The 25,126-nt window shown below is 63.8% G+C and carries 22 protein-coding genes and 1 tRNA gene; 5 read left to right on the top strand and 18 right to left on the bottom strand.

Annotated elements, in window-relative coordinates; genetic code table 11:
- The first annotated feature begins 1 nt into the window (after position 1).
- Entirely contained in the window at positions 2–1,222 is a 1,221-nt protein-coding gene (locus LDN95_RS04030) for a cytochrome P450 (RefSeq protein ID WP_226016356.1), read from the top strand.
- Positions 1,223–1,277: 55 nt separating this feature from the next.
- Here the strand turns inward: LDN95_RS04030 and LDN95_RS04025 are convergent, their stop codons facing one another.
- The 7 genes from LDN95_RS04025 to glmU are packed head-to-tail and all read right to left on the bottom strand — an operon-like array spanning position 1,278 to position 6,604.
- Positions 1,278–1,769, bottom strand: coding sequence for a GNAT family N-acetyltransferase (locus tag LDN95_RS04025; protein ID WP_226016355.1), 492 nt, complete (start codon positions 1,767–1,769; stop codon positions 1,278–1,280).
- Positions 1,766–3,589, bottom strand: a complete 1,824-nt coding sequence (glmS, locus tag LDN95_RS04020; protein WP_226016354.1) for a glutamine--fructose-6-phosphate transaminase (isomerizing) — start codon at positions 3,587–3,589, stop codon at positions 1,766–1,768. The genes LDN95_RS04025 and glmS overlap by 4 nt, the downstream gene beginning before the upstream one ends.
- Before the next feature lie 35 nt (positions 3,590–3,624).
- Complete coding sequence (locus tag LDN95_RS04015; protein WP_226016353.1) at positions 3,625–3,990, bottom strand: type II toxin-antitoxin system VapC family toxin; 366 nt, start codon at positions 3,988–3,990, stop codon at positions 3,625–3,627.
- Positions 3,991–3,993: 3 nt separating this feature from the next.
- On the bottom strand, positions 3,994–4,248 hold the full coding sequence (locus LDN95_RS04010; RefSeq protein ID WP_226016352.1) for a CopG family transcriptional regulator: 255 nt from the start codon (positions 4,246–4,248) through the stop codon (positions 3,994–3,996).
- Between the two features lie 50 nt (positions 4,249–4,298).
- On the bottom strand, positions 4,299–4,745 hold the full coding sequence (locus tag LDN95_RS04005) for a DUF3291 domain-containing protein (protein ID WP_226016351.1): 447 nt from the start codon (positions 4,743–4,745) through the stop codon (positions 4,299–4,301).
- Positions 4,746–4,790: 45 nt separating this feature from the next.
- On the bottom strand, positions 4,791–5,234 hold the full coding sequence (gene aac(6'), locus LDN95_RS04000; RefSeq protein WP_226016350.1) for an aminoglycoside 6'-N-acetyltransferase: 444 nt from the start codon (positions 5,232–5,234) through the stop codon (positions 4,791–4,793).
- Positions 5,231–6,604, bottom strand: coding sequence for a bifunctional UDP-N-acetylglucosamine diphosphorylase/glucosamine-1-phosphate N-acetyltransferase GlmU (gene glmU / locus LDN95_RS03995; protein WP_226016349.1), 1,374 nt, complete (start codon positions 6,602–6,604; stop codon positions 5,231–5,233). Before glmU ends, aac(6') begins: the two co-directional genes overlap by 4 nt.
- 61 nt (positions 6,605–6,665) lie before the next feature.
- Here glmU and LDN95_RS03990 point away from each other — a divergent pair, with 61 nt between their 5' ends.
- Both LDN95_RS03990 and LDN95_RS03985 read left to right on the top strand, forming a co-directional pair.
- Entirely contained in the window at positions 6,666–7,352 is a 687-nt protein-coding gene (locus LDN95_RS03990; protein WP_226016348.1) for an HAD-IA family hydrolase, read from the top strand.
- 70 nt (positions 7,353–7,422) lie between these two features.
- Positions 7,423–7,497 (top strand) — tRNA-Gln (locus LDN95_RS03985).
- Between the two features lie 42 nt (positions 7,498–7,539).
- Here LDN95_RS03985 and LDN95_RS03980 read toward each other — a convergent pair.
- Positions 7,540–9,156 carry an NAD(P)/FAD-dependent oxidoreductase gene (locus LDN95_RS03980; RefSeq protein WP_226016347.1) on the bottom strand — a complete coding sequence of 539 codons (1,617 nt, stop codon included), beginning with the start codon at positions 9,154–9,156 and terminating at the stop codon, positions 7,540–7,542.
- A 123-nt stretch (positions 9,157–9,279) separates the two neighbouring features.
- Positions 9,280–10,461: an aromatic ring-hydroxylating dioxygenase subunit alpha gene (locus tag LDN95_RS03975; RefSeq protein ID WP_226016346.1), complete on the bottom strand. Its 1,182-nt coding sequence runs from the start codon at positions 10,459–10,461 to the stop codon at positions 9,280–9,282.
- A gap of 62 nt (positions 10,462–10,523) precedes the next feature.
- Between LDN95_RS03975 and LDN95_RS03970 the strand changes: the two genes are divergently transcribed.
- Entirely contained in the window at positions 10,524–11,195 is a 672-nt protein-coding gene (locus LDN95_RS03970; protein ID WP_226016345.1) for a TetR family transcriptional regulator C-terminal domain-containing protein, read from the top strand.
- On the opposite strand, the gene LDN95_RS03965 is transcribed toward LDN95_RS03970, so the two are convergent.
- The 6 genes from LDN95_RS03965 to LDN95_RS03940 all read right to left on the bottom strand — a co-directional run bounded on the left by LDN95_RS03965 (position 11,173) and on the right by LDN95_RS03940 (position 21,231).
- Positions 11,173–12,606, bottom strand: a complete 1,434-nt coding sequence (locus tag LDN95_RS03965) for a M20/M25/M40 family metallo-hydrolase (protein WP_226016344.1) — start codon at positions 12,604–12,606, stop codon at positions 11,173–11,175. The genes LDN95_RS03970 and LDN95_RS03965 overlap by 23 nt on opposite strands.
- Positions 12,607–13,029: 423 nt before the next feature.
- Complete coding sequence (locus tag LDN95_RS03960) at positions 13,030–14,016, bottom strand: NADPH:quinone oxidoreductase family protein (protein ID WP_226016638.1); 987 nt, start codon at positions 14,014–14,016, stop codon at positions 13,030–13,032.
- Positions 14,017–14,388: 372 nt separating this feature from the next.
- Positions 14,389–15,978, bottom strand: a complete 1,590-nt coding sequence (locus tag LDN95_RS03955; protein ID WP_226016343.1) for a flavin monoamine oxidase family protein — start codon at positions 15,976–15,978, stop codon at positions 14,389–14,391.
- Between the two features lie 51 nt (positions 15,979–16,029).
- On the bottom strand, positions 16,030–16,482 hold the full coding sequence (locus LDN95_RS03950) for a cytochrome c (protein ID WP_226016342.1): 453 nt from the start codon (positions 16,480–16,482) through the stop codon (positions 16,030–16,032).
- A gap of 118 nt (positions 16,483–16,600) precedes the next feature.
- Positions 16,601–18,553: a tetratricopeptide repeat-containing sulfotransferase family protein gene (locus tag LDN95_RS03945; protein ID WP_226016341.1), complete on the bottom strand. Its 1,953-nt coding sequence runs from the start codon at positions 18,551–18,553 to the stop codon at positions 16,601–16,603.
- A 128-nt stretch (positions 18,554–18,681) separates the two neighbouring features.
- Complete coding sequence (locus LDN95_RS03940) at positions 18,682–21,231, bottom strand: TonB-dependent siderophore receptor (RefSeq protein ID WP_226016340.1); 2,550 nt, start codon at positions 21,229–21,231, stop codon at positions 18,682–18,684.
- Positions 21,232–21,557: 326 nt separating this feature from the next.
- Here LDN95_RS03940 and LDN95_RS03935 point away from each other — a divergent pair, with 326 nt between their 5' ends.
- Complete coding sequence (locus tag LDN95_RS03935) at positions 21,558–22,094, top strand: Rid family hydrolase (RefSeq protein ID WP_226016339.1); 537 nt, start codon at positions 21,558–21,560, stop codon at positions 22,092–22,094.
- Positions 22,095–22,168: 74 nt separating this feature from the next.
- Here LDN95_RS03935 and LDN95_RS03930 read toward each other — a convergent pair whose 3' ends face one another.
- The 3 genes from LDN95_RS03930 to LDN95_RS03920 all read right to left on the bottom strand — a co-directional run bounded on the left by LDN95_RS03930 (position 22,169) and on the right by LDN95_RS03920 (position 25,087).
- Complete coding sequence (locus tag LDN95_RS03930; RefSeq protein WP_226016338.1) at positions 22,169–23,089, bottom strand: DNA-binding response regulator; 921 nt, start codon at positions 23,087–23,089, stop codon at positions 22,169–22,171.
- A 2-nt stretch (positions 23,090–23,091) separates the two neighbouring features.
- Positions 23,092–24,582, bottom strand: coding sequence for an ATP-binding protein (locus LDN95_RS03925; protein ID WP_226016337.1), 1,491 nt, complete (start codon positions 24,580–24,582; stop codon positions 23,092–23,094).
- Between the two features lie 349 nt (positions 24,583–24,931).
- Positions 24,932–25,087, bottom strand: a complete 156-nt coding sequence (locus tag LDN95_RS03920) for a hypothetical protein (RefSeq protein WP_226016336.1) — start codon at positions 25,085–25,087, stop codon at positions 24,932–24,934.
- Positions 25,088–25,126 lie beyond the last annotated feature (39 nt).

The following is a 25,126-nucleotide window of genomic DNA, read 5'->3' as shown; positions in this document are numbered from 1 at the left end:
CATGGCCAGCGTTCTTCACATTCCGGATCATGTTCCGGCTGACCGGGTCGTCGATTTCGACATCTTTGCCCTGCCCGGCGTCGAAAACGATTATTTCGCCGCCTGGGAGGCCTTGCGCGGCGGGGCCGACACGGGCCGACCGGCGCTGGTGTGGACCACCGCCAACCACGGCCACTGGATCGCTACCTCGGGCGAATTGATCCGCTCGCTGTGGGCCGACAGCGCGCGTCTTTCGAACAAGGTTCTGGCGGTGACACCCGGCCTTGGCGAAGTGATGGATTTCATCCCGCTGCAACAGGATGGGCGCGAACACCACGCCACGCGCAACGCCATCATGAAGGGCTTCGGCGCGCGACACATCATCGCGCTCGACCCGCTGATCACCGCTGTGGCGCGCGACCTGACCGCTGCCTTGCGGCCGCGCGGATCGTGCGAGTTCATGCAGGATTTTGCCGAGATCCTGCCGCTGCACATCTTCCTGACGCTGATCGACGTACCGGTGGAGGACCGCGCCAAGCTGCGTCCGCTGGGCGCACAATTGACCCGCCCCGACGGGTCGATGACCGTCGAACAACTGCGCGATGCAGCGGACGCCTATCTTGCGCCCTATGTCGAGGCCCGGCTGGCCAATCCGGGGACCGACTTGTTCAGCCGCATTCTGGCCGAGCCGGTGGGCGACCGACCGTGGACGCTCGATGAAGCACGGCGGATGTGTCGCAACCTGCTGTTCGGCGGGCTCGACACGGTGGTGGCGATGGTCGGCATGGTCGCGCTGCACCTGGCGCGCAATCCGCACGATCAGGCGCTCCTGCGTGCCCAGCCTGAACTGATCCCGGCGGCGGCGGACGAACTGATGCGCCGCTATCCCACCGTCAGCGTCAGCCGCAATGCGGTGGAGGACATCGCGGTCGATGGCGTGACCATCCGTACCGACGACATCGTTTACCTGCCGAGCGTGTTGCACAACCTTGATCCGGCCAGCTTTTCCGACCCGCTGACCGTCGACTTCGCGCGCGGTCTGACCCCGATCCGCCATACGACACTGGGCGCAGGCGCACACCGTTGCGTCGGCGCGGGGCTGGCCCGGCTGGAAGTCATCGCGTTCCTGCGCGAATGGCTGGCAAACATGCCCGAAGTCCGGCTCGATCCCGCCCGTCCGGTAACGATGCGCGGCGGCAATGTCGGGGCATGCACCAGCCTGCCGCTGGTGTGGGACGTTTGAGAACACGCGGGCAGACGGTGCGGGACCGAACGTCCCAATCCGTCGTGGGGTAAGATCAGACGTCCGACTGGGCCAGTTTGCGCACCAGATAGCTGACCGTCTTGACCCCGCCAGCCAATGTCGCCGTACCGACGGGTTCGAAGCCCAGTGCGCGGTGAAACGCGTCCGAGCCGGGGTTTGGCGGCACCTGATTGACTTCACAGCACACCACATCGTGTCCTGCCGCTTCGGCGGCCGCAAACAAGTCGGCGTAGAACCGGCGTCCCCAGCCGCGCTGGCGCTGGCTTTCCGCCACGATCACCCGATCGATATAAACGAAACGGGTAAAGCGCTGACGAAACCACAGAAAATTGGGGCTATCGTAATCGGCGTCCTGATCGACCGCGATCAGGAACGCATCCATGCCGCCTGAATCGCAAGTGCCAACGTGGAACGCCTGCTCGATCAGGTTTTCCAGCGCGGCGTAATCGAGCGAGGACGTTTCCAAGACATGCGCCTGGTTGAGCGCCAGCATGCCGACCAGATTGATGGCGGGTGCCACGCTCATTCGACCGTCACCGATTTGGCAAGGTTGCGCGGCTGATCGACGTCGGTGCCCTTGGCAACCGCGACGTGATAGGCGAGCAACTGCACCGGAACGGCATAGACCAGCGGCGCAATCAGCGGGTGAACCTTGGGCATTTCGATCGTGGCGAGGCACCCCTCCCCCGCTTCGGCAATGCCCTCGGCGTCGGAAATCAGCACGACCTTGCCGCCGCGTGCGCGCACTTCCTGCATGTTCGACACGGTCTTTTCGAACAGCGGCCCGCGCGGTGCCAGCACGATCACCGGTACGGATTCATCGATCAGCGCGATGGGGCCGTGCTTCATCTCGCCGCTGGCATAGCCCTCGGCATGGATATAGCTGATTTCCTTGAGTTTCAGCGCGCCTTCCAGTGCGAGCGGATAGTCCGGCCCGCGCCCGAGATACAGCACGTCGCGCGCCGGCGCGATCAGCGGAGCGATGGCGGCAATCTCGTCGTCATGCGCCAGCGCGGCGTTGAGCGCGGCGGGTGCCTCGACCAGATGGTCGACGATCTCGGCTTCTTCGGCGCGGGTCAGCAGCCCGCGCTTGTCGGCCAGATGCGCGGCGAGTGCCGCCAGCACGGCAAGCTGGCAGGTGAACGCCTTGGTCGAGGCGACGCCGATTTCCGGCCCGGCGTGGGTCGGCAAGAGCAAGTCGGCCTCGCGCGCCATCGTGCTGGTCGGCACGTTGACGACGACAGCGATGGTCTGTCCAGCGGCCTTGCAGTGGCGCAGCGCGGCCAGCGTGTCGGCGGTTTCGCCGCTTTGCGAGATGAACAGCGCTAGGCCGCCCTTTTCCAGCACCGGATCGCGATAACGGAACTCGCTGGCCACATCGATGTCCACCGGCAGGCGGGCAAAACGTTCGAACCAGTACTTCGCCACCATCCCGGCATAGTAGCTGGTACCACAAGCCACGATGGTCACGCGCGTGATGCTGGCAAGATCGAAATCGATCTGCGGCAACGAGACGACCTGTTCATAGCGGCGCAAGTACGAACGCAGCGTCTGTGCCACCACGATCGGCTGCTCGTAGATTTCCTTGAGCATGAAGTGGCGGTAATTGCCCTTCTCGATCGCCGCCGCCGTCGCGCCCGAAGCCACGATGGGCCGCTTGACCGGATTGTTGGCCACGTCGAATATCTGCGCGCCATCGCGGGTGATGATCACCCAGTCGCCTTCTTCCAGATAAGTCACGCGCTGGGTCAGCGGCGCCAGTGCCAGCGCGTCGGAGCCAAGGAACGTCTCACCATCGCCATAACCGACAACCAGTGGCGAACCCAGTCGCGCGCCGATCAGCAATTCGGGGTGTTCGCGAAACGCGATGGCCAGCGCAAAGGCACCGCGCAGTTGCGGCAACACGGCTTTCACCGCATTTTCAGGGCTTTCGCCATTTTCTATATATTCGGATACCAGATGGGCGACGACTTCGGTGTCGGTCTCGCTTTCGAACACGCGGCCGCGCCTGGTCAGCGCTTCGCGCAAGGGGCGGAAGTTCTCGATGATGCCGTTATGGACCAGCGCGACCTGCTCGGTGGCGTGCGGGTGCGCGTTGTTGGTCGTCGGAGCGCCATGCGTGGCCCAGCGGGTATGCGCGATGCCGACGTTGCCCGGCGCGGGATTGCGCGCCAGTTCGATGACCAGGTTGTTGAGCTTGCCCTCGGCACGACGGCGCACGAGTTCGCCGCCTTCCACCGTGCACACCCCGGCGCTGTCATAGCCGCGATATTCCATCCGCCGCAGGCCATCGACCAGCCGCTCCGCCACGGATTCCTTGCCGACAATACCGATGATTCCGCACATGGGAGAGGGTGCCTTTGGTCAGAGGGAGTTGGGGTTCACAGGGTATAGGGTACGCGTATGCCCGGCATGTTCACCGGATAATCGCGGGTATTGCGGGTTACCAGTATGGCGCCATTGACTTGCGCGGTCGCCAGAATCAACGCATCGAGCAGCTTCATTCGGGTGCGATGACGGATGTCTGCGGCGGTTGCCGCGATGCGGCCATCTATCTCGACTACCTCGAACGGCGCTATCAGATCACGGACCCGGTCACGCGTTTCAAGCGGCTCTCCTGCAAGCACTTCTGCCCAGGCGATACGGCTGACCCGATGCCCGTTATAGCGCGACAGTTCCGCCGTCGCTTGCGGACGATCCTTCAACCAATCGATCAGGATGTTGGTGTCAAAGAACGGGTCGGACACGGCTCAGATATCTTCGTAGGGGCGACGATCCTCGCGGATGCCCTGCTGGTATTCCACCCCGTCGCCAATGTCGGCACGATCTTTCCAGTACCCGGCCCCGCGCAGGATCCAGTCCTTGTTTCCCGATGACACCGCTTGCGCCTTGTAAGCCGCCACCGCATCACGCAGCACAGACGCTCGTGATCGCCCCTGCTCGGCAGCGCGGGTATCGAGCCATTTGATGTCATCATCGGGCAGATCGGCAAGAATTCTGGTCATGATGATATTCTGATATCATATCATGATATCATGTCAAGGGCCGCGCCCCATCAGCCCGACCGGTTTTCCCTGTACCAGCGAAACGTGAACACGGCCTTGCCGGGGCCATTGGCGGCGAGTTCGGCAAGTTTGGCCATGCCTTCCGCCACTGTCGGTTCATGCCCTTCGGGCACCGGCCACAGCACCAAAGAGGGGGTTATGTCCTGAAACCACTCTTTGCGCCGTGCGAGTACCGCGCGGTGATCGGCATGGCGATAGGCAAAGGCTTCAAGCGATTCGACGTCGCGCCATACCGACATGTTGACGATCAGATCGGGATCTCCCTGCACGATCTCGATATCGGTGGCGTTGTTGCCCTCGCCCACCAACCGCCAGACGAAGCCGTCGGCCGCCTCTGCCTGCGCATTCACATGATCGATGGCATTGAAGAAGGGTGCGTTGGCCGGATCGTCCTTCGCTCCATGAAACCGCGCGATGTTGATTTGGGCGATGGGCATGGGGGATGGCCTTTGCTGGGATGCCCGAAGGGTTCGCCGCGATCGTTACAATTGGCTGCGAAAATAGACCACGCGCTCAGTCTCGGCAAAGCCGACAGCGGTGTGGAACGCATGGCTTTCAACGTCATCGTGCCATGCGTCGGAAGCAAATTCGCTGCAACCCTTGCTCCGGCCCCAGTCGGCGATAGCCGCGCACAGCCGCTTGGCAAGTCCCTGCCTGCGCCAGCCCTCGGCAACCAGAATGCCTTCAAGGAACACCACCGGCGACGTATCGCAGCCGTTGACATACTCGTGCCGGATCGACGCTTCGGCAAAGCCGACAACCTGCGCATCGGCCAGCGCCACCAGATTGAGGAAGCGTTCAGGGTCGGCCAGTTGCGCCGCAGCTTCCTCGCGATGAGCCGCAACCGGCTCCTCGTCCCACAATTGCCCGCGCAATGCCGCCCAGCCATCAAGATGGGCCTGCGTTGCCTGGGCGATCGTGATCATTTGCGTTCCGCCTTCTTCTTTTTCATCGCATCGTGGAAGCTGTCGGCCCAGCCGGGCTTGACCAGTTGCTCGCCGCGCACCAGTCGCAGCTCGCCGTCCGACACGTCGCGGCTGACCGCGCTGCCTGCGGCGACGATGGCATCCGCGCCGATCCGCACCGGAGCGATCAGCGCCGAGTTCGATCCGATGAAGGCCCGCTCGCCGATGACAGTGCGATACTTGAAATAGCCGTCATAGTTGCAGGTGATGGTGCCTGCGCCGATGTTGGCGTCCGCACCGATGTCGGCGTCGCCAAGATACGTCAGATGGTTGGCCTTGGCGCCCTTGTGCAGCGTGGCGTTCTTCACTTCGACGAAGTTGCCGATGCGGCTCTTTTCCTCAAGCACCGCACCGGGGCGCAATCGGGCAAACGGGCCAACGGTGACCCCGCTTTCGATCCGCGCACCCTCGATGTGGCAGAAGGCGCGGATTTCGACGTTGTCGGCAATGGTCACGCCTGGACCGAAGATGACGTTCTGCTCGATCGTCACGTCGCGACCCAGCACCGTGTCCCACGCAAACCACACCGTTTCAGGAGCGCGCAGCGTGGCGCCATCGGCCATCGCCTGCAACCGCCGCTTGTGCTGCCAGCGCGCATCGGCCTCGGCCAGTTCGGCGCGACTGTTGATCCCGGCCACTTCGTCGGCATCCTCGGTCACGATTACGGCGGCACCGCGTCCATCGGCGATGGCGATGTTGACGATATCGGGAAGGTAGTACTCGCCCTGCGCATTGGCGTTGTCGACTCGCGCCAGTAACGCGAACAAGTCATCGCAGCGCGCCGCCAGCAGGCCAGAATTGCACAACGGGCTGGCGCGCTCGGCCGCGGTCGCGTCCTTGTATTCGACCATCCTGGCGATCACGCCGTCAACCGCGACGATCCGGCCATATTGCAGCGGGTCGGCCGGTTCGAAGCCCAGCACGACCACCGCGGGCTGATCATCGCCGTGGAGCCGCTCCAGCAGCGCACGCATGGTGTCCGGCTTCACGAAGGGCACATCGCCGTAAAGCACCAGTACATCGCCCGCAAAGCCCTCCAGCGCTGCCTCAGCCTGCTGCACGGCATGACCGGTGCCAAGCTGCGGTTCCTGCAAGGCAATGGCTGCGCGCCCGGCCAGCGCCTTTTCCAGCTGATCGCGGCCGTGCCCGGCGACGACGACCTGCCGTTCGGGAGCAAGTTGCGCGACGCTGGCGAGCAGGTGATCGAGCATCGGTCGCCCGGCGATGGCATGCAACACCTTGTGGCGGTCGCTTTTCATGCGGGTGCCCTTGCCCGCGGCAAGGACGATCACGGCAAGCGGGGCGGCGGAAGCGGGGGGGTGCTGGGTCATGACAGGGTCTTTGCCAGCATTTCCTTGCAGTTTCCAGAACAGCCGGGCACTCGCCACAAACATGACCGATTTTCCATTTTCGCTGGTCGGATTCGACCTCGATGGCACCTTGTTCGACACCGCGCTCGACCTTGGCCATGCGCTCAACCACGCGCTGGAACTGGATGGACGGCCGACCATTCCGCTTGCCGAGGTGCCCGCGCTGGTCGGCGGCGGCAGCGCGCAAATGTTGCGCAAGGCAATCGCGCGCAACGGTCCGGTGGACGAAGCCGCCCTGCCCGCACTCAACGAGCAGTTGGTGGCGTTCTATGCCGAGAACATCGCCCGCCACACCCGCTTCTATCCGGGCGCCGAGGCAATGCTCGATGCCCTTGCCGCGCGCGGGGTCAAAGCCGCGATCGCCACCAACAAGCGCGAGGCTCTGGCCCGCAAACTACTGTCTGATCTGGGCGTGCAAGACCGCTTTGCCGCAATCATCGGCGGCGACACGCTGGGCGATGGCCGCGCCAAGCCGAAGCCAGACATGCTGCACGAAATGATCGCCCGTGCCAGAGCGACCGGCGGGCGCACCGCTTTTGTCGGCGACACCACTTTCGATGTCGGCGCGGCGCGCGCCGCGGGGCTGCCGGTGGTGGTCGTGCGCTTTGGGTTCAACGACCGCCCCGCCGACGAGCTGGGCGCCGATGCGGTGATCGATCACTTCGACGAATTGCTGCCCGTGCTCGCGCGGCTGGGGATTACCGGCTGAAAACTCCCGAAAGGGGTGTTGATCCCCCCTTTCCTTTCGCGCCGTGGACGCTATACGCGCCACTTCCCGCTGGGGCGTCGCCAAGTGGTAAGGCACCGGTTTTTGGTACCGGCATTCGGAGGTTCGAATCCTCCCGCCCCAGCCAGTCGTTCTTCCGACTGGCTGGTATCAGCCTCCTCTGCGCCGATCACCGCGCGCGATGCAGCGCCTTCCACACGATCGAGCGGTCGCGAATGATCTCGTGCGCGGCATTGTGGCCTGGCGCACCGGTAACGCCGCCGCCCGGATGGGTGCCCGATCCGCACATGTAGAGTCCCTTGATCGGCGCCCGGTAATCGCCGTGGCCCAGCACCGGCCGCGCCGCCCACAACTGGTCCAGCCCCATGTTGCCGTGGAAAATGTCGCCGCCGATCAACCCGAACTTGCGCTCAAGATCGAGCGGCGAGTGGATCTGGCGGGCGATGACCGCGTTCTTGAAATTGGGGGCGTGGTCGGTGATCGTGTCGATGATCAGGTCGGCCACTTCCTCGCGCGCGTCGTCCCAGCTCTTGCCGTCGGGCAGTTCGGGCGCGAACTGCTGGCAGAACAGGCTGGCGACGTGTCCACCGGGAGGGGCAAGGCTGTCATCCACGGTGCTGGGTATCTTGATCTCGACGATCGGCTTCTTCGACCAGCCGGTCTGCTGGGCATCGATGAAGGCCTGATCCATGTAGTCCAGACCCGGCGCGATGATGATTCCGGCAGTGTGGTGTTCGGCCTTGTCCTTGCCCGGAAGCACCGTGAAATCGGGCAGTTCAGACAGCGCCACGTTCATGCGGAACGTGCCCGATCCAGTCTTGTAGCCCTTGATCCGGCGGTTGAAGTCCTCGTCCAGATCGCTCGAATCGACCAGTTGGCGATAGAGCAGCGCAGGCCCAACGTTGGCGGCGATGATCGGTGCATAAAGCTCCTCGCCGCTTTCCAGCTTAACCCCTTGCGCCTTGCCATTGTTGACCAGCACTTTGGCCACCGGAGCTTCAAGACTGATCTCGACGCCGTATTCGGTGCAGGCCGCCGCCATCGCCTGGGCGATCGCGCCCATGCCGCCGACCGAGTGGCCCCACGCGCCCAGCTTGCCGTTAACCTCGCCAAACACGTGGTGCAGCAGCACATAAGCGCTACCCGGCGTCGAAACTCCGGCAAAGTTGCCGACCACCGCATCGAACGCGAAGGCCGACTTGACGTGATCATCTTCGAACCAGCCATCAAGGAAGTCGCGCGCCGACTTGGTGAAGATGTCGAGCAAGTCGCGCTGCGTCTCGACGCTCATCTTCGCCAATGGCCAGCCCTGCTGCGCAGCGGCCAGCAACGAGCGGACGCCGCCGCCGACGTTGGGCGGGGTCTGCAACGCGATGTCGCGCAGCACTTGCGCCACTTTCTCAAGCGCCGCATCGTACTTGGGATACGTCGCTGCATCCTTTTGCGAAAAGCGCGCGAACTGCTCTTGCGTGCGTTCTGCACCTCCGCCCAGCTTGAGGTAAGTATCCGGGAAGGGGAAGAAGTTGCTGATCGTGCGCTCGATGATGCGAAAGCCGCGCTCATGCAGCTTCATGTCGGCGATCACCTTGGGGCGCAGCAGGCTGACCGTATAGCTGGCGGTCGAGTTGCGGAAACCGGGGTGAAACTCCTCGGTCACACAGGCCCCGCCGACGATGTCGCGGCGTTCAAGCACGCGCACCTTCATCCCCGCCTTGGCAAGATAGAACGCGCAAGTCAGGCCATTGTGGCCACCGCCGATGATCAGAGCGTCGTAACGGTTGGTCATGGTATTGCTCCCCTGTCATGCCCCCGACCCGTTCGTGTCGAGCGCGGGCGGGACACCGGGTCGCAACGCGCGCGCACAGGTGTCTCGCCGACGCGCGACACGAACGGAGGGGTTGTTTTCAATTCAAGATTTGCTCCACCCCGCAGGCGGTGCCTTGTGCAGACGAGCCTCGGGGATCAGTGCGCGGTACTTGCGGGCAAAGCTGCGAAGGCACACTTCGCTGCGCCCGATCGGTCCGGCGCCATAGGTCTGCGAGGCCATGCCTTGCTGCACCCGCTCGATCAACCATGTATCCTCCTTGTTGACCACCCGGTTGACCCGCCAGTTGGCATAGCGCGCCAACTTCATCTCGCGGCGATCGTCGGGCAAGGCGTGCGCCATCTCGCGCAGCACACAGGTGGTCGGGCCGGTCGGCAGCCACTGCATGAAATCGATTTGGTCGGCATAGATATCGAACGCCATGTTGGGCCACAGCTTGTAATACAGCCAGCGCCGCTGCGCGGTGGGCGAAAGGTGCGGCGCTGCGGGCAAGTGCTTCATGTAGAAGCTTTCCCAGAAGTTGCTGCTGGGCTTGTCGACCAGATCGCCCTTCAACCGGTCGGCCCAGCCGTGCGCCTCGATCTCATAGGACTTGGCGAAGATGCGGGTCAGCCCGTCGTGCGCCACCGGGATGTGCAAGTTGTCCGAGTAGTTGTCGCCCACGTTCTTCCAATTGACCGAGCGGTCGCGCAACCGCACGTCGGAGATGCAGCGCATGTCCTCAAAGCGATAGGCGGCGACCTCAGCCTCAAACGGAGCCATCATGGTGGCCACCGACGGGAACCCGGCATCGACCAGTCGCACGAAGATGAACCCGCGCCAGATCTCAAGATCGATCTTCGCCAGCCCGTTTTCCTCAAGCCTAAGCGCCGGATAGTCGGACTTCATCGGTACGCCCGTCAGCCGCCCGTCGGTCTCGAACGCCCAGGCGTGGTAGGGGCAGATGAACTTTTTGGCGCAGCCCTTGTCGCCTTCGACCAACCGCATCGCACGATGGCGACAGACATTGGCGAAGGCGCGCACGACGCCATCATCACCGCGCACCACGATCACGCTTTCGCCGATATAGTCCAGCTTGCGCCAGTCGCCCGGACCCGGAATATCGCTTTCATGACACACGATCTGCCACGATGGGCGAAACACCCGCTCAATCTCGAGCGCCTGCACTTCGGGATCGGTATAGAGCCAGCCCGGAAGGCTCCAGTCGGCATCGGGATCATGATCGAGCGCCGCAATCTGTTCAAAGGCATTCGCGAGATCGGCCACGGCACGACTCCTCTGAAAACGATCTTGTTGAACGATCGTACAACAACGGGCAGGATAGACAAGTGACCGACGCCACCTTTCTTGCACGCGCCGCTGATGCGCCCGAACCTGCTGCCGACGGCAACCCAGGACGCACGCCGACCTATACCCGCGCCGAACCCGATGCGCGCAGGCTAAGCCTGATCGAGGCCTGCGCAAGAGTGCTTGCGCGCAGCGGTTCTTCAGGCGCCAGCGTGCGCGCCATCGCGCAGGAGGCCGGCGTTTCGGCTGGCTTGATCGGACACCACTTCGGCGGGGTCGATGCGCTGGTCGCCGCAACATATGCGCATATCGACGCGACGGTGACCGCCACGCTCGACGACGTGCTGGCGCAGGCAGGAGCGGCACCGCGCGCGCGACTTGAAGCGTTCGTCACCGCCAGCTTTGCCGCGCCGATCGCCGATCCGGCACTGCTTGCCACCTGGATCGCATTCTGGGGACTGGTCGGCGCCCGCACCGACATAGCCCGCCAGCACGACGAGCAATACGCTGGCTATCGCGCCCGGTTGGAGGCGTTGCTGGCCGATTGCGGCGTTGCGGCCGGACAACTGCGGCTGTCAGCCATCGCCATTGCCGCGCTGGTCGACGGGTTGTGGCTGGAACTGTGCCTGTCACCCGGATGCTTCAGCGCAGCGGAGGCGGGCGCGATCGCCCGCCGCCACATCGACGCGCTTACTTCGCCAGATCGGGAATGATGCTGAAATAATAAGTCAGCGCGGGCTTTACGTTGCTTAAGCGCACCCGCTCGTTCAGCCCGTGCGAGAAGCTTTCCGAATGCTTGGCGAAAGTGGGGCTGGCGTTGTAGCTGGGCACACCGTTGACGCGGAAATAGGCCGAATCCGATGCGCCTGAATCCTGCGTTGCAATGACCGGCAAGTCCTTGCCCCAGGCCGCACGGATCGCCTTGGTCGCGGCACCCACGAAATCCGCCCGGACCGGCGATGGCCCGGTCTCGACCGATCCTTGCGAGACGTCGGAAATCGTGACCACCGGCGCTGCGATGACCTTCTGCAACTCCGCGATCACTTCGGCCCGGCTGTGACCGGGGAAGATGCGGCAGTTGATGTTTGCGGTCGCGCGCTGGGGCAGCGCGTTCAGGGCATGGCCGCCCGCCAGCATCGTCGGCACGCACGTGGTTCCGGTCTTGCCGACCAGCGACGGATCGCTGCGCAACAGTGCCACGGCGGCGGCATCGTCCTTGTTCACGGCGAAAGCACGCATGGCCGCTGCCTTGGCCGGATCGGGCTGATAGGCCGCCGCCTTGGCGAACCATTCGCGCGTGATGGCGTTCTGCTCGGCCGCGAACTGATAGGCGCCGATCTTTTCCAGTGCCTGCGCCAACTGGACGATGGCATTGTCGGGGTGCGGCGCCGAACTGTGTCCGCCGGGGTTGCGCACTTCCAGCTGGAAATCGGCATACGTCTTTTCCGCGCCGCCCCACGTCCAGTATAGCGGTTTGCCGCTGGCTTCATCGAAGGCGCCACCGCCGCCATCGACGTTGAGCACCAGCTCGGCGTTCTTCAGCTTCTCGGCAATCACCGAGCTGGTCTTCATCGTGGTTTCTTCGTCGCCCGAAAATTCGAGCACGATGGTACGGCGCGGACGAAAGCCCTGCTTGCGCAAGTCGGCCAGCGCGGTCACCAGCATGGCGCCGTCGAACTTCATGTCGGTCGCCCCGCGGCCATAGAGCAAGCCATCTTCTACCACCGGACCAAACGGATCGCGCTGCCAGTCGGCGCGCTTGGCTTCGACCACATCCATGTGCCCGGACAGGACGAGCGGCTTCAGCGTGGGATCGCTGCCCGGCCATGTGGCGATCAGATAGGCGGTATCTTCGAACGGAGTGATCGCCACGTCGCCCGCTGCCCAGCCAGCCGCCACCAGTCGGTCGCGATAGAGCGCGGCGACATCGGCTGTGCGGTTGCCCTCGCCGATCACCGAACGGATGGCGATGGACTTCATTGCCAGATCGAGCGCCGCCGCTTCGGTGGCAGCCGTTGCTCCATAAGCTGCGGCGGCCTGCGCCGGCGCGGTACCAATGACCAGTGCGGCAAGGGCCGCGAGGCCGGTTCCAGACGCGATGGTGGCGATGCGATTCGACTTCATGATGACCCGAACTCCTTTATCCGCGCCGGTCTGAAAGCGTACGGACGCAATGGCAAGGCCCTTTGCCTTGCCAGGCAAGCGCCAAAGGTGGCAGTGACCTGCGCCTATCAAAAATTGCAGTTAGCGCATCTGATGCAATTTAAGTGAATTTACGCATACGATTTAATAATCTGTTTTTAAACATTTTTCTGAATTTCATTGGCGCTCGAAACGATCAATTCGTCGCAAACCAGAGCATTCCATTGATATTTTTGCAAGTGTACACGCCTGTTTCGCACTTGCACGACTCCCCAGTCGGAGCCAAAGAGGACGGGCCTTTCAGGCATCCTCTCCCAAACTTCAAAAGGCCGCGCGGCAACGCGCGGCCCTTTTTTTTCGGCCCGTCGCTTTTTCGGCCCGTCATTTAGGTCGTTGCTCTGAAGATCAGCCCCAGGGCAGGATGACCGTCCGGCCCACGACGCTGCGATCCTGCATCGCGCCATAGGCATCGCGCCAACTTTCCAGCGGCACCCGCGCATGAACGTGCGGCGTGATGCGCCCCTCGTCTGCCAGCCGATGGATCGCGGCAAGGTGTTCGCGCCCGTGCTCGGGAAAGCGGCGACCATACTCGCCAGCCCGCACACCGATGACCGAGAAGCCCTTGATCAGCGGGATATTGACCTTCACCTCGGGGATCCGGCCACTGGCAAAGCCAACGACCAGCAGGCGGCCACCGAACGCGGTGTAGCGACAGGATTCGTCGAACACGTCACCACCCACCGGATCGTAGACCAGATCGGCCCCGCGCCCATCGGTCAGTTCAAGCACTTGTTCGCGCAGGCCAAGCGGCCCCGCCAGCACATGATCGGGTGCATACAACGCCGCGATTGCAGCGCGTTTGGCACCGGTTGAGGCAACCGCGATCACCTTCAGGCCCAGCGCCCGCGCCAGATCGACCGCCGCCAGTCCGACCCCACCAGCCGCACCGTGAATCAGCACTGTCTCGCCGGGTTGTGCCCGTCCCAACCGGGCCAGCGCGACCCATGCTGTAAGGTAGGCCACCCGCAGCGCAGCGCCTTGCGCAAAGTCGAGCGCCGTCGGCAACGGTTGCAGCCCGCTTTCAGGAAAGACGCCATATTGCGCCGCTCCGCCGGTGAGACCCCCTGCGATCACCCGATCGCCCGCACGCCAGCCAGCGGCATCGCCCGGTCCTGTCGAAACGACCGTGCCAGCAGCCTCCATCCCCGGAACGAACGGCAGCGCTGGCTTGGCCTGATAGAGCCCCTGCGTCATCAGCAAATCGGGAAAACCGAGCGCACAGGCCTCGATCCGCACCAATACTTCACCCGGACCGGGCTGCGGAGTCGGTACATCGACAAGTCCGATTCCCGAAAAGTCGCTGGTCAAGGCGTGGACTTGCAAGGCTCTCATGGTCATTCCGGTTTCTCCCGGAACAAAGCGATGCGCATTGCAGCGCGAAATTGCAAGATACCTGCAGGTGGTTAGAGCGGCGCGAACGCAGTACTATTCGCAAGGCTGCGTCAGTGCCGCAGTTGCGAAGCCCCGCCATTCTGCACGATTTGACTGGCAATCGCTTGTACAACGGCACCGCAGCGACTAAATTTGGCGCAGTCCCGGACTTAAGGAAAGTCCGTGATCGGACCTCTGGTATGCCACACCCTGGGGCACCATCGGTAGGGCCGTCACGGGCGCGGCAGCGCCGGAGCCTTGCCATATGTTTCCCCTTTGGCTGGCTCCGGCGCTGTTTCGCTCAGTAGATCATAGTGATGGCGGCGTGGCGGATCACGCCGCGACCGCCCGTTCGTGCAGGCGAGTGACCGCATCGAGCGCCGAGAGCAGCGCCCCCTCCTGCCAGCAACCATAGTACGAGGCGTGTTCGCCAGCGAGCACGATCCGGCCGTCGAGCGAAACCAGGTTCTGATAGTGCGCGGCGCGCGATTCCTCGGTCCAGGTGGCGCAGCAACCCAGAATCCACGGCATCCGGCTCCATGCGACCGAAGCGCCGTTGCTGAATTCGGCCTTGTATTCGGCCGGGTGGAACACCGAACCCTGTTCCAATGCTGCAGCAATGCGCTTTTCCGGGGTCATACCGGCCAGAATATAGGCCCCGATACCGAACGGATAGGCACCCAACAGAACCGCCGGGCCATCGGTAAAGGTGCCGTGGCTGGGATAGCTGACCAGCCCGATCGGCTGATCGGTGAACGAGATGCCGCCATAAATGGCGTGGTCGGTCTCCCAGAAGCGGCGCTTCATCTCCAGCCCGATCTTGACCGAATTGCCATAGGGCAGCGCGCGGATCGCCGCCTTCTTGGCGTCGGACACCTGAATGTCCAACTGGTTGAGCACGGGCGCGGGGATCGTGCAGACCAGCCAGTCGGCCTTGCTTTGCCCGGCCGCATTGGTCTTGGTGTCGACCCAGTCGACGGTCACGCCCTTGTCGTCCTGCGCGATCTTGGTCACGCGCGTGCCCAGTCGCACCTGTTTGGCAACTTTGGCGTAAAACGCCTTGCCGATGTGGTCCATGCCGCCTTTAGGCTGGAACATCGTGGTCTGCATCACGTGTTCGGCAAAGAAGTTCATGTTGTCCCAGATACGGCTGTCGAGAATGTCCGACAGGCCGTGCACGTCATTGGGGATCGGCGCACCGTTCACGCCGCCGCCCGGCGCCCGGTCCCAGCCACGCTGTTCGCCAACCTTGACGCCCTTGGTATAGGCCATGTTCTTGTCGAGCACGCCCCAGTCGCGCATCGCTTCGAGCAGCTTGGCCTTGTCCTCGGCGGTCACGGTGGTGTCGAGCGCACCGGCATTGAGCGCCTTGCCCAGCAGCTCGGAGACGTGCCCCTTGTAGTCGACCATCAGGTCACGATAGGGCTGCGGCTTTCCGCCAAACGCGTTCTTGCGGTGGACCAGCGCGTTGTGGTTGATCTGCAGAAACGGCTCAAGCTGGACGCCCAGTTCCTTGCAGTAATGCAGCACGGTGCGGTGATGGTACGGGATGCGCCATGGCCCCGGGTTGAGGTAGTTGCCCGGCGCAAAGTTCACCGCCTGGGTCGATCCCAGCTCGGTGATCGTATCCCCGCCGCGCACCGTGTAGTTCCGCCCACCGGGCCGGTTCTGGAATTCCAGTACCTGCACTTTGTAGCCGGCCTTGGTCAGTTCGTAGGCAGACAACATGCCTGCAACGCCTGCACCCAGTACCAGCACGGTCGCGCCGGGCTTGGCGCCGGTCAGCTTGGGCGGGCCGGCAAACTGGCTGTCGGCGGCATGCCCCAGCACCGTCATGGCCTGATAGAGCGCAGCCGCGCCCCCCGCCTTGCCAATCATCGTCAGCAGGTCACGGCGGGTCGGCGGGGTGAAGTTGTCGAGCATCTTGGTCCTTCCAGAACGCGGTCGGTTGGGATCAGCAGGCAGGCGGCAGGCTCAATGCCCGCAGTTGCAATCGGGAACGGGCGGATTGGTGCTGCCGATGCGGTCGATGTCGGCAACGGTCACGGGATCGTGGTAGTCGTTGAAGTGACCACGCACATACGTGATCACCGCGGCGATTTGCGGCTTGGTCAGAATGTCGGTGAACCAGGGCATGCCGCCGCGCCCCTTGAGCAGCAGGATGATCGGATAGTCCTTGTTCGCCAGGTTCTTGTTTCCAGCAAGAGCTGGCACGCGCGCGCCATCGCTGCCGCCGCCCTTGGCATCGGCCATGTGGCAGGCAGCGCAGATCTGTTCGAACACCTCGCGCCCTTCATCGGACACCGCGGCTCCACCGCCGCCCGGTCCCGGCCGATCCTGCGCAAAGCCGGGGCTGCCGACCGCCAGTGCGCCAGCACAGGCAAGCCCGGCAAGGCCCAGCACCGTCATTCGTATCGTCTTGTTCATCAAAGTCCCACCATCATCATCGCTTCAGACGCGCTCCGGTTTGCACGGGCATTCCCATCGCAAACCGAGCCCTGCAGACCAAATTCCTTGTTGCCCGCAGGCTCGGCGCCCACCCCGCTCATTCCCGCCATCCGGCAAGATCGGGGCCAAGCCCATCGGCCAGCGGGGTCAACCAAGGCTCGAACGTGCGCCAGTGATCCAGTCCCGACCGATAGATCGGCTGGCGCACCTGCTCTGAACTGACCGTGCGCACCGCTCGGTCGTTTTCAAAGAAGCGCAGCGTCGCCGGGTCGAACGGCACACCGACCGCATCCAGCAACCGGCGCACATGCCCCTCGGTATCCTCGACCAGATCCTCGTAGATCAGCGTATGCACCGTTCCGGGCGCGACAGCGTGGAAATGGCGGACAATCGCCAGATAGTGCCGGTAATAGGCGGCAAGATCGGCAAGGTCGTAGGAAAACTCCTGACCTTCGGCAAAAAGCTGCTTGAAGCCCGAAAAGCACGAGGCCATCGGATTTCGTCGCACGTCGATGATCCGCGCGTTGGGCAGGATCAGCCGGATCAGCCCGATATGGCGGAAGTTGTTGGGCATCTTGTCGATGAAGTGGGCCCGGCCCAGCCGCCGATGGACTTGCGCGCGGGCCAAGTATTCCTCGCCCCAGCTGCGCAACTCGTCGGCACTGGCAGCAGTCAGCCGCTCCGCTCCGCCCTGATGCTCGATCCGTGCGGCGATCGCGCCGATGTAGGACAGTTCCATCGTGCCTTCGATTGCCGGGTGGCTGGCGAGGATCTGCTCGACCAGCGTCGAACCCGAACGCGGCAGGCCGACCACGAAGATCGGCGCATCGCTCTGCGCCCCCTGCCCGGCGCGCGCGGCAAGGAAATCGGGCGTGAAGGTGCCCACCACACCGGCTGCCTCAGCCGCATAATCGCGCCCGGCCCCGCCAAAGCGTACCCGCGCCAGCGCGGCGCCGCTGGCGTAGTGGGCGAAGGCTTCCTCAGCGCGTCCGGTATCCTCGAGCCGCCGCGCAAGAGCATAGGCGATGCGCATCCGATCATCATCGGGCAATCGCATGGACAGCAGGCGGCGCATCTGCGCCTCATCCTCGTCGGTCAGCACGCCGACCTTCAGGTTGGCAAGGCCCCACCACGCCTCACCCGACTGCGGGCTGAGTGCGGTGGCGCGGCGATAGGCGGCGATCGCCCGGTCACGTCCGCCCGCCGTGCGCGCGGCATGGCCGTGGTTGACGGCCACGCGCGCGTTCGTCGGGAACGCGGCGGCAAGTTCGGCGTTGATCGCCTCAGCCGCCTGATCGTCACCCAGCAGGCCAAGGCAGGCGGCCTGCAAGTTGCGGTAGGCCGGGTTGGCTGGATCGGCCTCAAGCAGCGGCGCCAGTTCCACCAGCGCTCGCTCGGCCTGCCGCGCCGCGAACAGGGCGTGAGCAAGATCGAAGCGCAGGCGGATGGACCCTGGCTCAAGTGACAGCGCATGGCGCAGCAGTGTTTCGGCGGCGTCAAAGCCGCGCGCCGCCACCTGACAGGCTGCCATCAACCGCAGCCCTTGAGGATGGTTGGGATTGGCAAGGCAGAACCGGCGCAGCATCGGCTCGGCCTCGGCGTGGCGATCGAGCACGACCAGTTCGGCAGCACGGCCCAGTTCGGGGTGGCCGGCATCGATGCGGGCCAGTGCGGCCTGCGCACGGCGTTCGCGCAGAGCATCGCCAGCGGCAAAGGCGCGGGTTTCGATGGCGCTCCACGCTTCGGCATTGGTGGGATCGAGCCGGACGGCTTCGTCAAGTTGCTGATCGCCTTCGCGGGTGCGCCCGGTTGCGCAAAGGCACAGGCCGAGTTCAAAGCGGGTCTTGGCGGCCTTGGGAAAGGCGCGGGCCAGTTCGACCAAGATCGGCAGGGCTTCCTGGGGTTGCTCGAGACGGCGCAGTGCCGAGGCAAGGATCAGGCGGGGGCGCGGATCGCCGGGCATGCGGGCGGCCAGCGCGCGCGCTTGGGCTGCGGCCTTGCGCGGATCGCTCGCCAGCGCGGCAGCGGCCTGGGCAATCGGATCGGTCATGACCGCGACCATACGGTCACATCCTCAAATCGCAAAACGCGGCCGAAGCATCGATCGCTTCGTGCCGCGCCTTGAAGGGTTGTGGGCAGCGGCCACGCCGCAAGGGACGTAGCCGCTGCCCATAGTCGTCAGAAGTTGAACGTCGCGCGGGCGTAGTAGTAGCCGCCGTTGATGCCCCAAGGGGTGAACCCGACGGGCGAGTTGTACACGTTACCGTTGAGCGGACGTTCGTTGGTGGTGCCCTTGGCGATCGTCGGCAGAGTCGGCGCCTGCTTGTTGAACAGGTTGTTGGCGCCAAGGTCGAACCGGACCGCCGGGGTCACCTTGTACCCGACGTTGAGGTCGGCGATCAGCGTCGTACCGATCTTGATCAACTGCGCCGCGCTGCCCGCACCCGACCCATCGGGGCTGATGTGCTGGCTGGCCGAACCATAGACCGTGCCGCGCAAGTTCACCGACAGGCTGCCAAGGCTCCACAGGGCGTTGGCGATCACCTTCACGCGCGGCGTGGCCGAGGTCAGCGCGTCGAGCGAGTTCTGCGTGAGCAGCTTCGTCTGACCGTACTTTTCGTTGTACACCGAAGCGGGCAGGCCCGAGATCCGCGTCACGTCGGTCTTGTTGTAGTTGACGCCCAGCGACCAGTCGACCTTGCCCGAATCGCCGAAGTCGCTGGCATAGTTGGCGGTTGCCTCCACACCACGGGTGCGGGTGCTGACGCCATTGGTGAAGATGTCGATACCGGCATACGAGGTGGCGTCGGCCAGCGACACGCCGCGCGAGATCAGCGCGTTGATGATCGCCTGCGACACGATGTCGGTGCCAAGCGAACCGAACTGGTCGCCCGACGGCACGATGCGGTCTTTGATCTTGATCTGGTAGGCGTCGATCGTGATCTGCACCTTGTCGGCCGGGTGCAGCACGATGCCGCCCGAGAAGTTGACCGAACGTTCCGGCTTCAGCTTGGCAAAGCCGAGGATTTGCGCGGCAGCCGAGTTCGGCGGCAACTGGCCGAAGGTCGAACCCGGACCGACGTTGACCGAAGAGTAGTACTGCTCGGCCAGCGTCGGCGCGCGGAAGCCGTTCGAGACGGTGCCGCGGATGCCGATTGCGGGCGAGAAGTCATAGCGGGCGTTGAACTTGCCGGTCCACACCGAACCGAAGTCCGAATAGTGTTCGTAACGGCCCGCTACGTCGAGGTGCAGGTTCTCCACCGGATCAACCGCCAGGTCGATGTAACCGGCATAGGCCTTGCGGCTGTAGACGCCGGCATCGGTCGGTGCGAAGCCCGGATAGGACTGACCGCCGCCGTAGATGTACGAAGCCCACTCGCCCTGCTTGATGGCGTAAGTGCCCTTGCGGTATTCACCACCGAACGCCAGCGTGACCGGCTTGGACAGCCCCACGTCGAAATCGCGGGTGATGTCGAGGTTGCCGGTCCATTCGCTGTTGAGCAACTGGCCGTCGTAGAAGTCACGCTGCAGCCCGGTCAGCGGCGTGGCGCTGGCCGACTGGAGCAGTGCGAACACGCCGGGGTTGGCCGAATTGATGGTATAGAGCGCGACCGCATCCTTGCCGTAAGTCAGCGACAGGTCGTAGTTCCAGTCCGAAACCTTGCCCTTTACGCCGCCGGTCAGCGAGAAGTCTTCTTCGCGGCTGTGTTCTTGCGGCTGGAAGCCCAGCGGCAGCGGATAAACCTTCACGCCGGTGCTGGTCGTGCCCGAAACGCGCGCCGGGTGACGATAGTTTTCGTACGCCTTGGCATTGCGGTTGCCATAGTTGCCGAACGCATAGACTTGCGCGCTGTCACCCAGATCGTAGCCCGCGTTGAACGAGATGTTGTACAGCGTGTAGCGCGCGTCACCGTTGATGGTGTTGACGTTGGGGTACTTGGGGTTCGCCTTGATCCCGGCGATCTGCACGTCGCTCAGGCCCGGCTTGAACGTGCCGTCGGCATAGAAGAAGCGGCGGTCATAGTTGCCATGCTGGGTATAGTCATGGAACTTGTACTCGCCGGTGACGTTCACGAAACCGCGCTCGCCCAGCTTGAAACCGGCGTTGAGCGAGGTGGCGACGGTCTTGCCGCCGTTTTCGTAGTTCTTGCCACCATTGACGCTGAGGCTGCCGCCGTGGTCGGCGTTCTTCAAGATGATGTTGACGACGCCCGCGATGGCGTCGGAGCCATATTGCGCCGCAGCGCCATCCTGCAGCACTTCGATGTGACCGATCGAACCGGTGGGCACATACGAAAGATCAGTGCTGGCAGCGCCGGAATAGGGGCTGCCACCCAGCACGGCGAGGTTGGCGGTGGTGTGGCGACGCTTGCCGTTGACCAGCACCAGCGTGTCGTTCGGGCTGATGCCGCGCAGCGCGGCCGTCAGGTTGAGGTTGGCGGTGTCGCCACCGAATGCCTGAAAGTTCAGCGAAGGCAGGCTTTGTGCCAGCACTTGCGTCAGGTCTTGCTGGCCGACGCTTTGGAACGCGCTGGAGCCAACCAACTGAATCGGCGCGGCGCTGTCTGCGGCGCGCATGCCGGTGGTGCGGGTGCCGGTGACGATGATGTCCTCGGCGACCGGCGCTGACGCTTCAGCAGCGGCAGGCGCTTCTTGCGCAAAGGCGGAGGTGCTGATGGCCGTCGAGGCCAGCAGCGTTGCAAACGCGATCTTCGAAATTGGCGCCATGATTTCTTGCCCTCATTGGTTTTACCGCCGGGTCCCCTCCCGGTGGTTTGGGGTAGAACCCCGTGTTTGCCTCGGGATTGGCCCAGCCGCTTATGATTGCAGCCTTCACATGCCGATCCTTATCAGCGACCAGCCATGCACCCCGACCTTCGCAGTTGCACATACGCCGATCGACGTATCTCAACTGCGCAAGTTGACAATTGAGCTAACCCTTTTGCGCGGCAGCGACCATTGGTATTGCTCAATATGCCAATAAGCGCTTTTCATTGGTGCCCGGCCACGCGGCCCGACAGGCTGCGGATCACGCCAGACCAGAGGATACCTTCATGTCAGCATTTATGTCTGCTCACCGCTTCGTCCTTGCCGCCGCTCTTGCCACAGCCGCCATCGCTCCTGTCACCGCCGCGCAAGCGCAGGTTACGCGGGTGCAGAACGACACCAAGAGCCTCATCCTCGATGGTGCCGACGTGAAGGCGGGCACCGACCTGTTCTTCCTCTCGGGCAAACTCGCCTCGCCCGTCGATCCGACGAAAACCTTCGCTGACGTGAAGTCGATCGACGATCTGGGCGACACCAAGACCCAGACGATCAGCGCGCTGAACAACATCAAGGAAACGCTCGCCAGCCGTGGCTATGCGATTTCCGACCTGATCAAGCTGACGCTGTTCGTCGCGGCCGATCCGAAGCTGGGCAAGATGGACTTCGCAGGTGCAAACGAGGGCTTCAAGCAGTTCTTCAAGACCGCCGAGAACCCAAACACCGTCGCTCGCTCGACCTTCCAGGTCGCGGCGCTGGCCGGTCCCTATTTCCTGATCGAGATCGAAGGAATCGCAGCCAAGAAGCCTGCACCCAAGAAGAAGTGATGGACGCCATCAATTGAGCTAATGCCCAAGGCCTCCGCTGCGTGTTCATCCGCGGTGGAGGCCGGACGGCGTTGCTATTGCTCGGTCGAGCGGATCGCGATGGCAGCGGCCGCCGCGCGGGTTTCCACGCCCAGCTTCTCGTAAATGCGCTCAAGGTGCTTTTGCACCGTGCGCGGGCTGATCGCCAGCACATCGCTTATGTCGGCGTTCGATTTGCCATAGCTGATCCACAGCAGGACTTCGGCCTCCCGCTCGGTCAGGCCAAGGCGGGCCTGCAACCTTGTCGCATGCTCTTGCGGATCAAGTTCGTTGAGGCGGATGAGCACCTCGTTTTCGCGGTATTGGGCGATCAGCACCAGTTCGAGCGCGCCTGATCCCCGTTCGAGCCGCGCGCTTGCGCCGCGCGTTTCGCGCCGTTGCACCAGTCGCTCGACCAGTTGACGCAGATTGGCGGGCAATTCTGCCCCATCGCGCCGCCAATCGGGCGCCACCCGTACAATCGCGCGCTCGGCCAGCGGCGTACACCACAGCAACTGCCCCGAGAAATCGGTGGCGATCATCATTCGCCCGGTCGCGTCGAGCCCGGCGGTGCTGGCTTGCACCGCCCGCGCGTGCCCCAGATGGACGCGCACCCGCGCCAGCAGTTCGTGCACGTTGACCGGCTTGCGCACATAATCGACGCCGCCGACCTCGAACCCCTCGATCACGTGCTCGCTTTCGGTCAGCCCGGTCATGAAGATCACCGGAACTTGCGCGATGCGCGGGTTCGCCTTGATCTTCGCGGTCGCCTCGAACCCGTCCATGCCGGGCATCACCGCATCCATCAGGATCAGATCGGGCACGACGTGTTCGAGCAAGTCCAGCGCAGCGCCGCCCGATGTCGCCACCAGCACCGAGATACCACCGCTTTCCAGCGTATCGGTCAGCAGGCGCAACGAATCCGGCATGTCATCGACAACCAGCACCGTGTCGCGATGGAGCGGCAGGTCCGCCATTTTCAATAGTCCTCGATAGTCCGCGCCAACCCGGCGAGATCGAACCGGTCGAGGCAATCGTACAGCGTTGCGACGAGCGGTTGCGCCTGTGGCGCAGCGGCTTCAAGGGCCCGAATTTCCGCTTCTATGCCGCGCACGTAGCCGATCTTCAGCAGTTCGCGCAATGCACCCAGACGGACTTTTGCCGCTTCCGGCAAAGCAATGCGTGACGCCTCGGGTTGCGGCAGTACCGCTGCATCGGTGGCATCCGGTCGGTCGGCGCGCAGCCACGCGAGGTTCAATTGGGTGCCGAGCGTGTCGAACAGCGTGGCGATTTCGACCGGCTTGACCAGAAAAACGTCGTGTGGCGATTCACCGGACGGCGGCCCGTGGCGGTCGTGTGCATTGGCCGACAGCATCACGATGCGCAGGCTTTCGGCATGGCGCTGGCGCAACGCGGCGGCGGTCTGCCAACCGTCGGGCCCGGCCATCGCGATGTCGAGAAGGGCAAGATCGAAATGGCGCGCATCGGCCAATGCCAGCGCGGTGGCTCCGTCGGGCGCAGTCGCGACATCGAAGCCGATGTCCTCAAGCGCCTGCCGCACGAACGCCAGCTGGCGCACGTCGTCATCCATGACCAGAATCTTGCGGCGCGCGCCTTCGTAGCCGACGATCGGTGCCGACTTCTGACGCGCTTGCACACTTGCCTCACGCGGGGGCGCGACTTCGGGCAACATCAACCGCACCCGGAAGCACGATCCCTGCCCCGGCGTGCTGTCGAGGTCGAGATCGCCGCCCAGGATCTGCACGATGGCCCGGGTGATCGGCAGTCCCAGCCCGATGCCTTCGGTGCCCGCATCCTGTTCGCCCCGATCGAACGGCGCAAAGATGCGATGCTGCGCTTCGGCCGCAATGCCGGGACCGGAATCGCGCACCTCGAACGTGGCGACCTGCCCCGAAAAGCCGACGGCCAGCGTGACAAATCCGATAGGCGTAAACTTGATCGCGTTGGACACCAGATTGATCAGCGCCTGCCGCAAGCGCTTCTGGTCGGTGCGCACGCATTCGGGCAGCCGACCGCGCACCTCGACACTGAACGCAAGCCCTTTTGCCGTAGCGGCGGGCCGGAACATGCGCTCGATCTGGTCGAGAAACGAAGACAGCCGCACCACATCGCTGGCAACGCGCATGACGCCGTGTTCGACCAACGAGATATCGAGCAAGCCATCGACAAGATCGGTCAGATGTTCGGCGCTGCGGCGGATGACGCGGGCAGCCTCGGTCGGGTCGACGCCCGATCCGCGCTCTAGCAATTGCGCATAGCCGTAAATGGCGTTGAGCGGCGCGCGGATTTCATGGCTGACATTGGCCAGATAGCGGCTCTTTGCGGCACTTGCTGCGGCGGCCGCGTCGCGCTCGTGCGCAAGTTGCGCGATTTCCGCCCGCAGCTCGCGTTCGATCGATTCGGCAGAACCCGGCGCGCCCGCGCAAATTTCAGTTGCCCCCGCAGACACCGGAGATTCCGCCCTGTGATGCCTGTGGTCTTGAGGTGCTCCACCGAGCCCCGGCTTCATGCGACAATGTCCAACTGCCTGAGAAGCGAACATATCGCGAAACGATAGCGTTTATGGCACCGGAGCCGCGATACCGCGCTGGAACGCCCGGTGGGCGGCACGCTTCCAAAGTGCGGCGAGATCAACATCGGTTGCGTTTTGACCCTTGTGCCATGCCGGATCGGTCCTTCGCGGGACGCCGACATTGAAACCATTGTGCACTGCAATCGGAACGGACTCAAGTCCCCCCCAAGAGCAAGGTTTCAGTGGGTCTCACCCCGACCTCGACAGCGGCCGGGGTGCAATTTGGTCAGATCAGTTCGTCGCGCTGCAAACGTTGCAACAGGCGGATTGCGACCGAATGACGGATCGCCTTGCCCTCACGCAATTTCACCCACGTGTTCAGACCGATGCCGAAACGGCTCTGGATCACTTCCGGCTTCTGACAATTGATCGCCTGGCGCATTTTGGCCACGACAGCGGGTTCGACCTGGGTCAATCTTTG

Source organism: Novosphingobium sp. FKTRR1 (assembly GCF_020404405.1).
Classification (GTDB): domain Bacteria; phylum Pseudomonadota; class Alphaproteobacteria; order Sphingomonadales; family Sphingomonadaceae; genus Novosphingobium.
This window is presented reverse-complemented; position numbering and strand designations above follow the sequence as displayed.

What these genes read in the sequence shown, in the direction of transcription:
- LDN95_RS04030 (WP_226016356.1), top strand. Translation starts at nt 2, where the DNA reads ATGGCCAGCGTTCTTCACATTCCGGATCATGTTCCGGCTGACCGGGTC.
- LDN95_RS04025 (WP_226016355.1), bottom strand. Translation starts at nt 1,769, where the DNA reads ATGAGCGTGGCACCCGCCATCAATCTGGTCGGCATGCTGGCGCTCAAC.
- glmS (WP_226016354.1), bottom strand. Translation starts at nt 3,589, where the DNA reads ATGTGCGGAATCATCGGTATTGTCGGCAAGGAATCCGTGGCGGAGCGG.
- LDN95_RS04010 (WP_226016352.1), bottom strand. Translation starts at nt 4,248, where the DNA reads ATGACCAGAATTCTTGCCGATCTGCCCGATGATGACATCAAATGGCTC.
- LDN95_RS04005 (WP_226016351.1), bottom strand. Translation starts at nt 4,745, where the DNA reads ATGCCCATCGCCCAAATCAACATCGCGCGGTTTCATGGAGCGAAGGAC.
- glmU (WP_226016349.1), bottom strand. Translation starts at nt 6,604, where the DNA reads ATGACCCAGCACCCCCCCGCTTCCGCCGCCCCGCTTGCCGTGATCGTC.
- LDN95_RS03990 (WP_226016348.1), top strand. Translation starts at nt 6,666, where the DNA reads ATGACCGATTTTCCATTTTCGCTGGTCGGATTCGACCTCGATGGCACC.
- LDN95_RS03980 (WP_226016347.1), bottom strand. Translation starts at nt 9,156, where the DNA reads ATGACCAACCGTTACGACGCTCTGATCATCGGCGGTGGCCACAATGGC.
- LDN95_RS03965 (WP_226016344.1), bottom strand. Translation starts at nt 12,606, where the DNA reads ATGAAGTCGAATCGCATCGCCACCATCGCGTCTGGAACCGGCCTCGCG.
- LDN95_RS03960 (WP_226016638.1), bottom strand. Translation starts at nt 14,016, where the DNA reads ATGAGAGCCTTGCAAGTCCACGCCTTGACCAGCGACTTTTCGGGAATC.
- LDN95_RS03955 (WP_226016343.1), bottom strand. Translation starts at nt 15,978, where the DNA reads ATGCTCGACAACTTCACCCCGCCGACCCGCCGTGACCTGCTGACGATG.
- LDN95_RS03950 (WP_226016342.1), bottom strand. Translation starts at nt 16,482, where the DNA reads ATGAACAAGACGATACGAATGACGGTGCTGGGCCTTGCCGGGCTTGCC.
- LDN95_RS03945 (WP_226016341.1), bottom strand. Translation starts at nt 18,553, where the DNA reads ATGACCGATCCGATTGCCCAGGCCGCTGCCGCGCTGGCGAGCGATCCG.
- LDN95_RS03940 (WP_226016340.1), bottom strand. Translation starts at nt 21,231, where the DNA reads ATGGCGCCAATTTCGAAGATCGCGTTTGCAACGCTGCTGGCCTCGACG.
- LDN95_RS03935 (WP_226016339.1), top strand. Translation starts at nt 21,558, where the DNA reads ATGTCAGCATTTATGTCTGCTCACCGCTTCGTCCTTGCCGCCGCTCTT.
- LDN95_RS03930 (WP_226016338.1), bottom strand. Translation starts at nt 23,089, where the DNA reads ATGGCGGACCTGCCGCTCCATCGCGACACGGTGCTGGTTGTCGATGAC.
- LDN95_RS03920 (WP_226016336.1), bottom strand. Translation starts at nt 25,087, where the DNA reads ATGCGCCAGGCGATCAATTGTCAGAAGCCGGAAGTGATCCAGAGCCGT.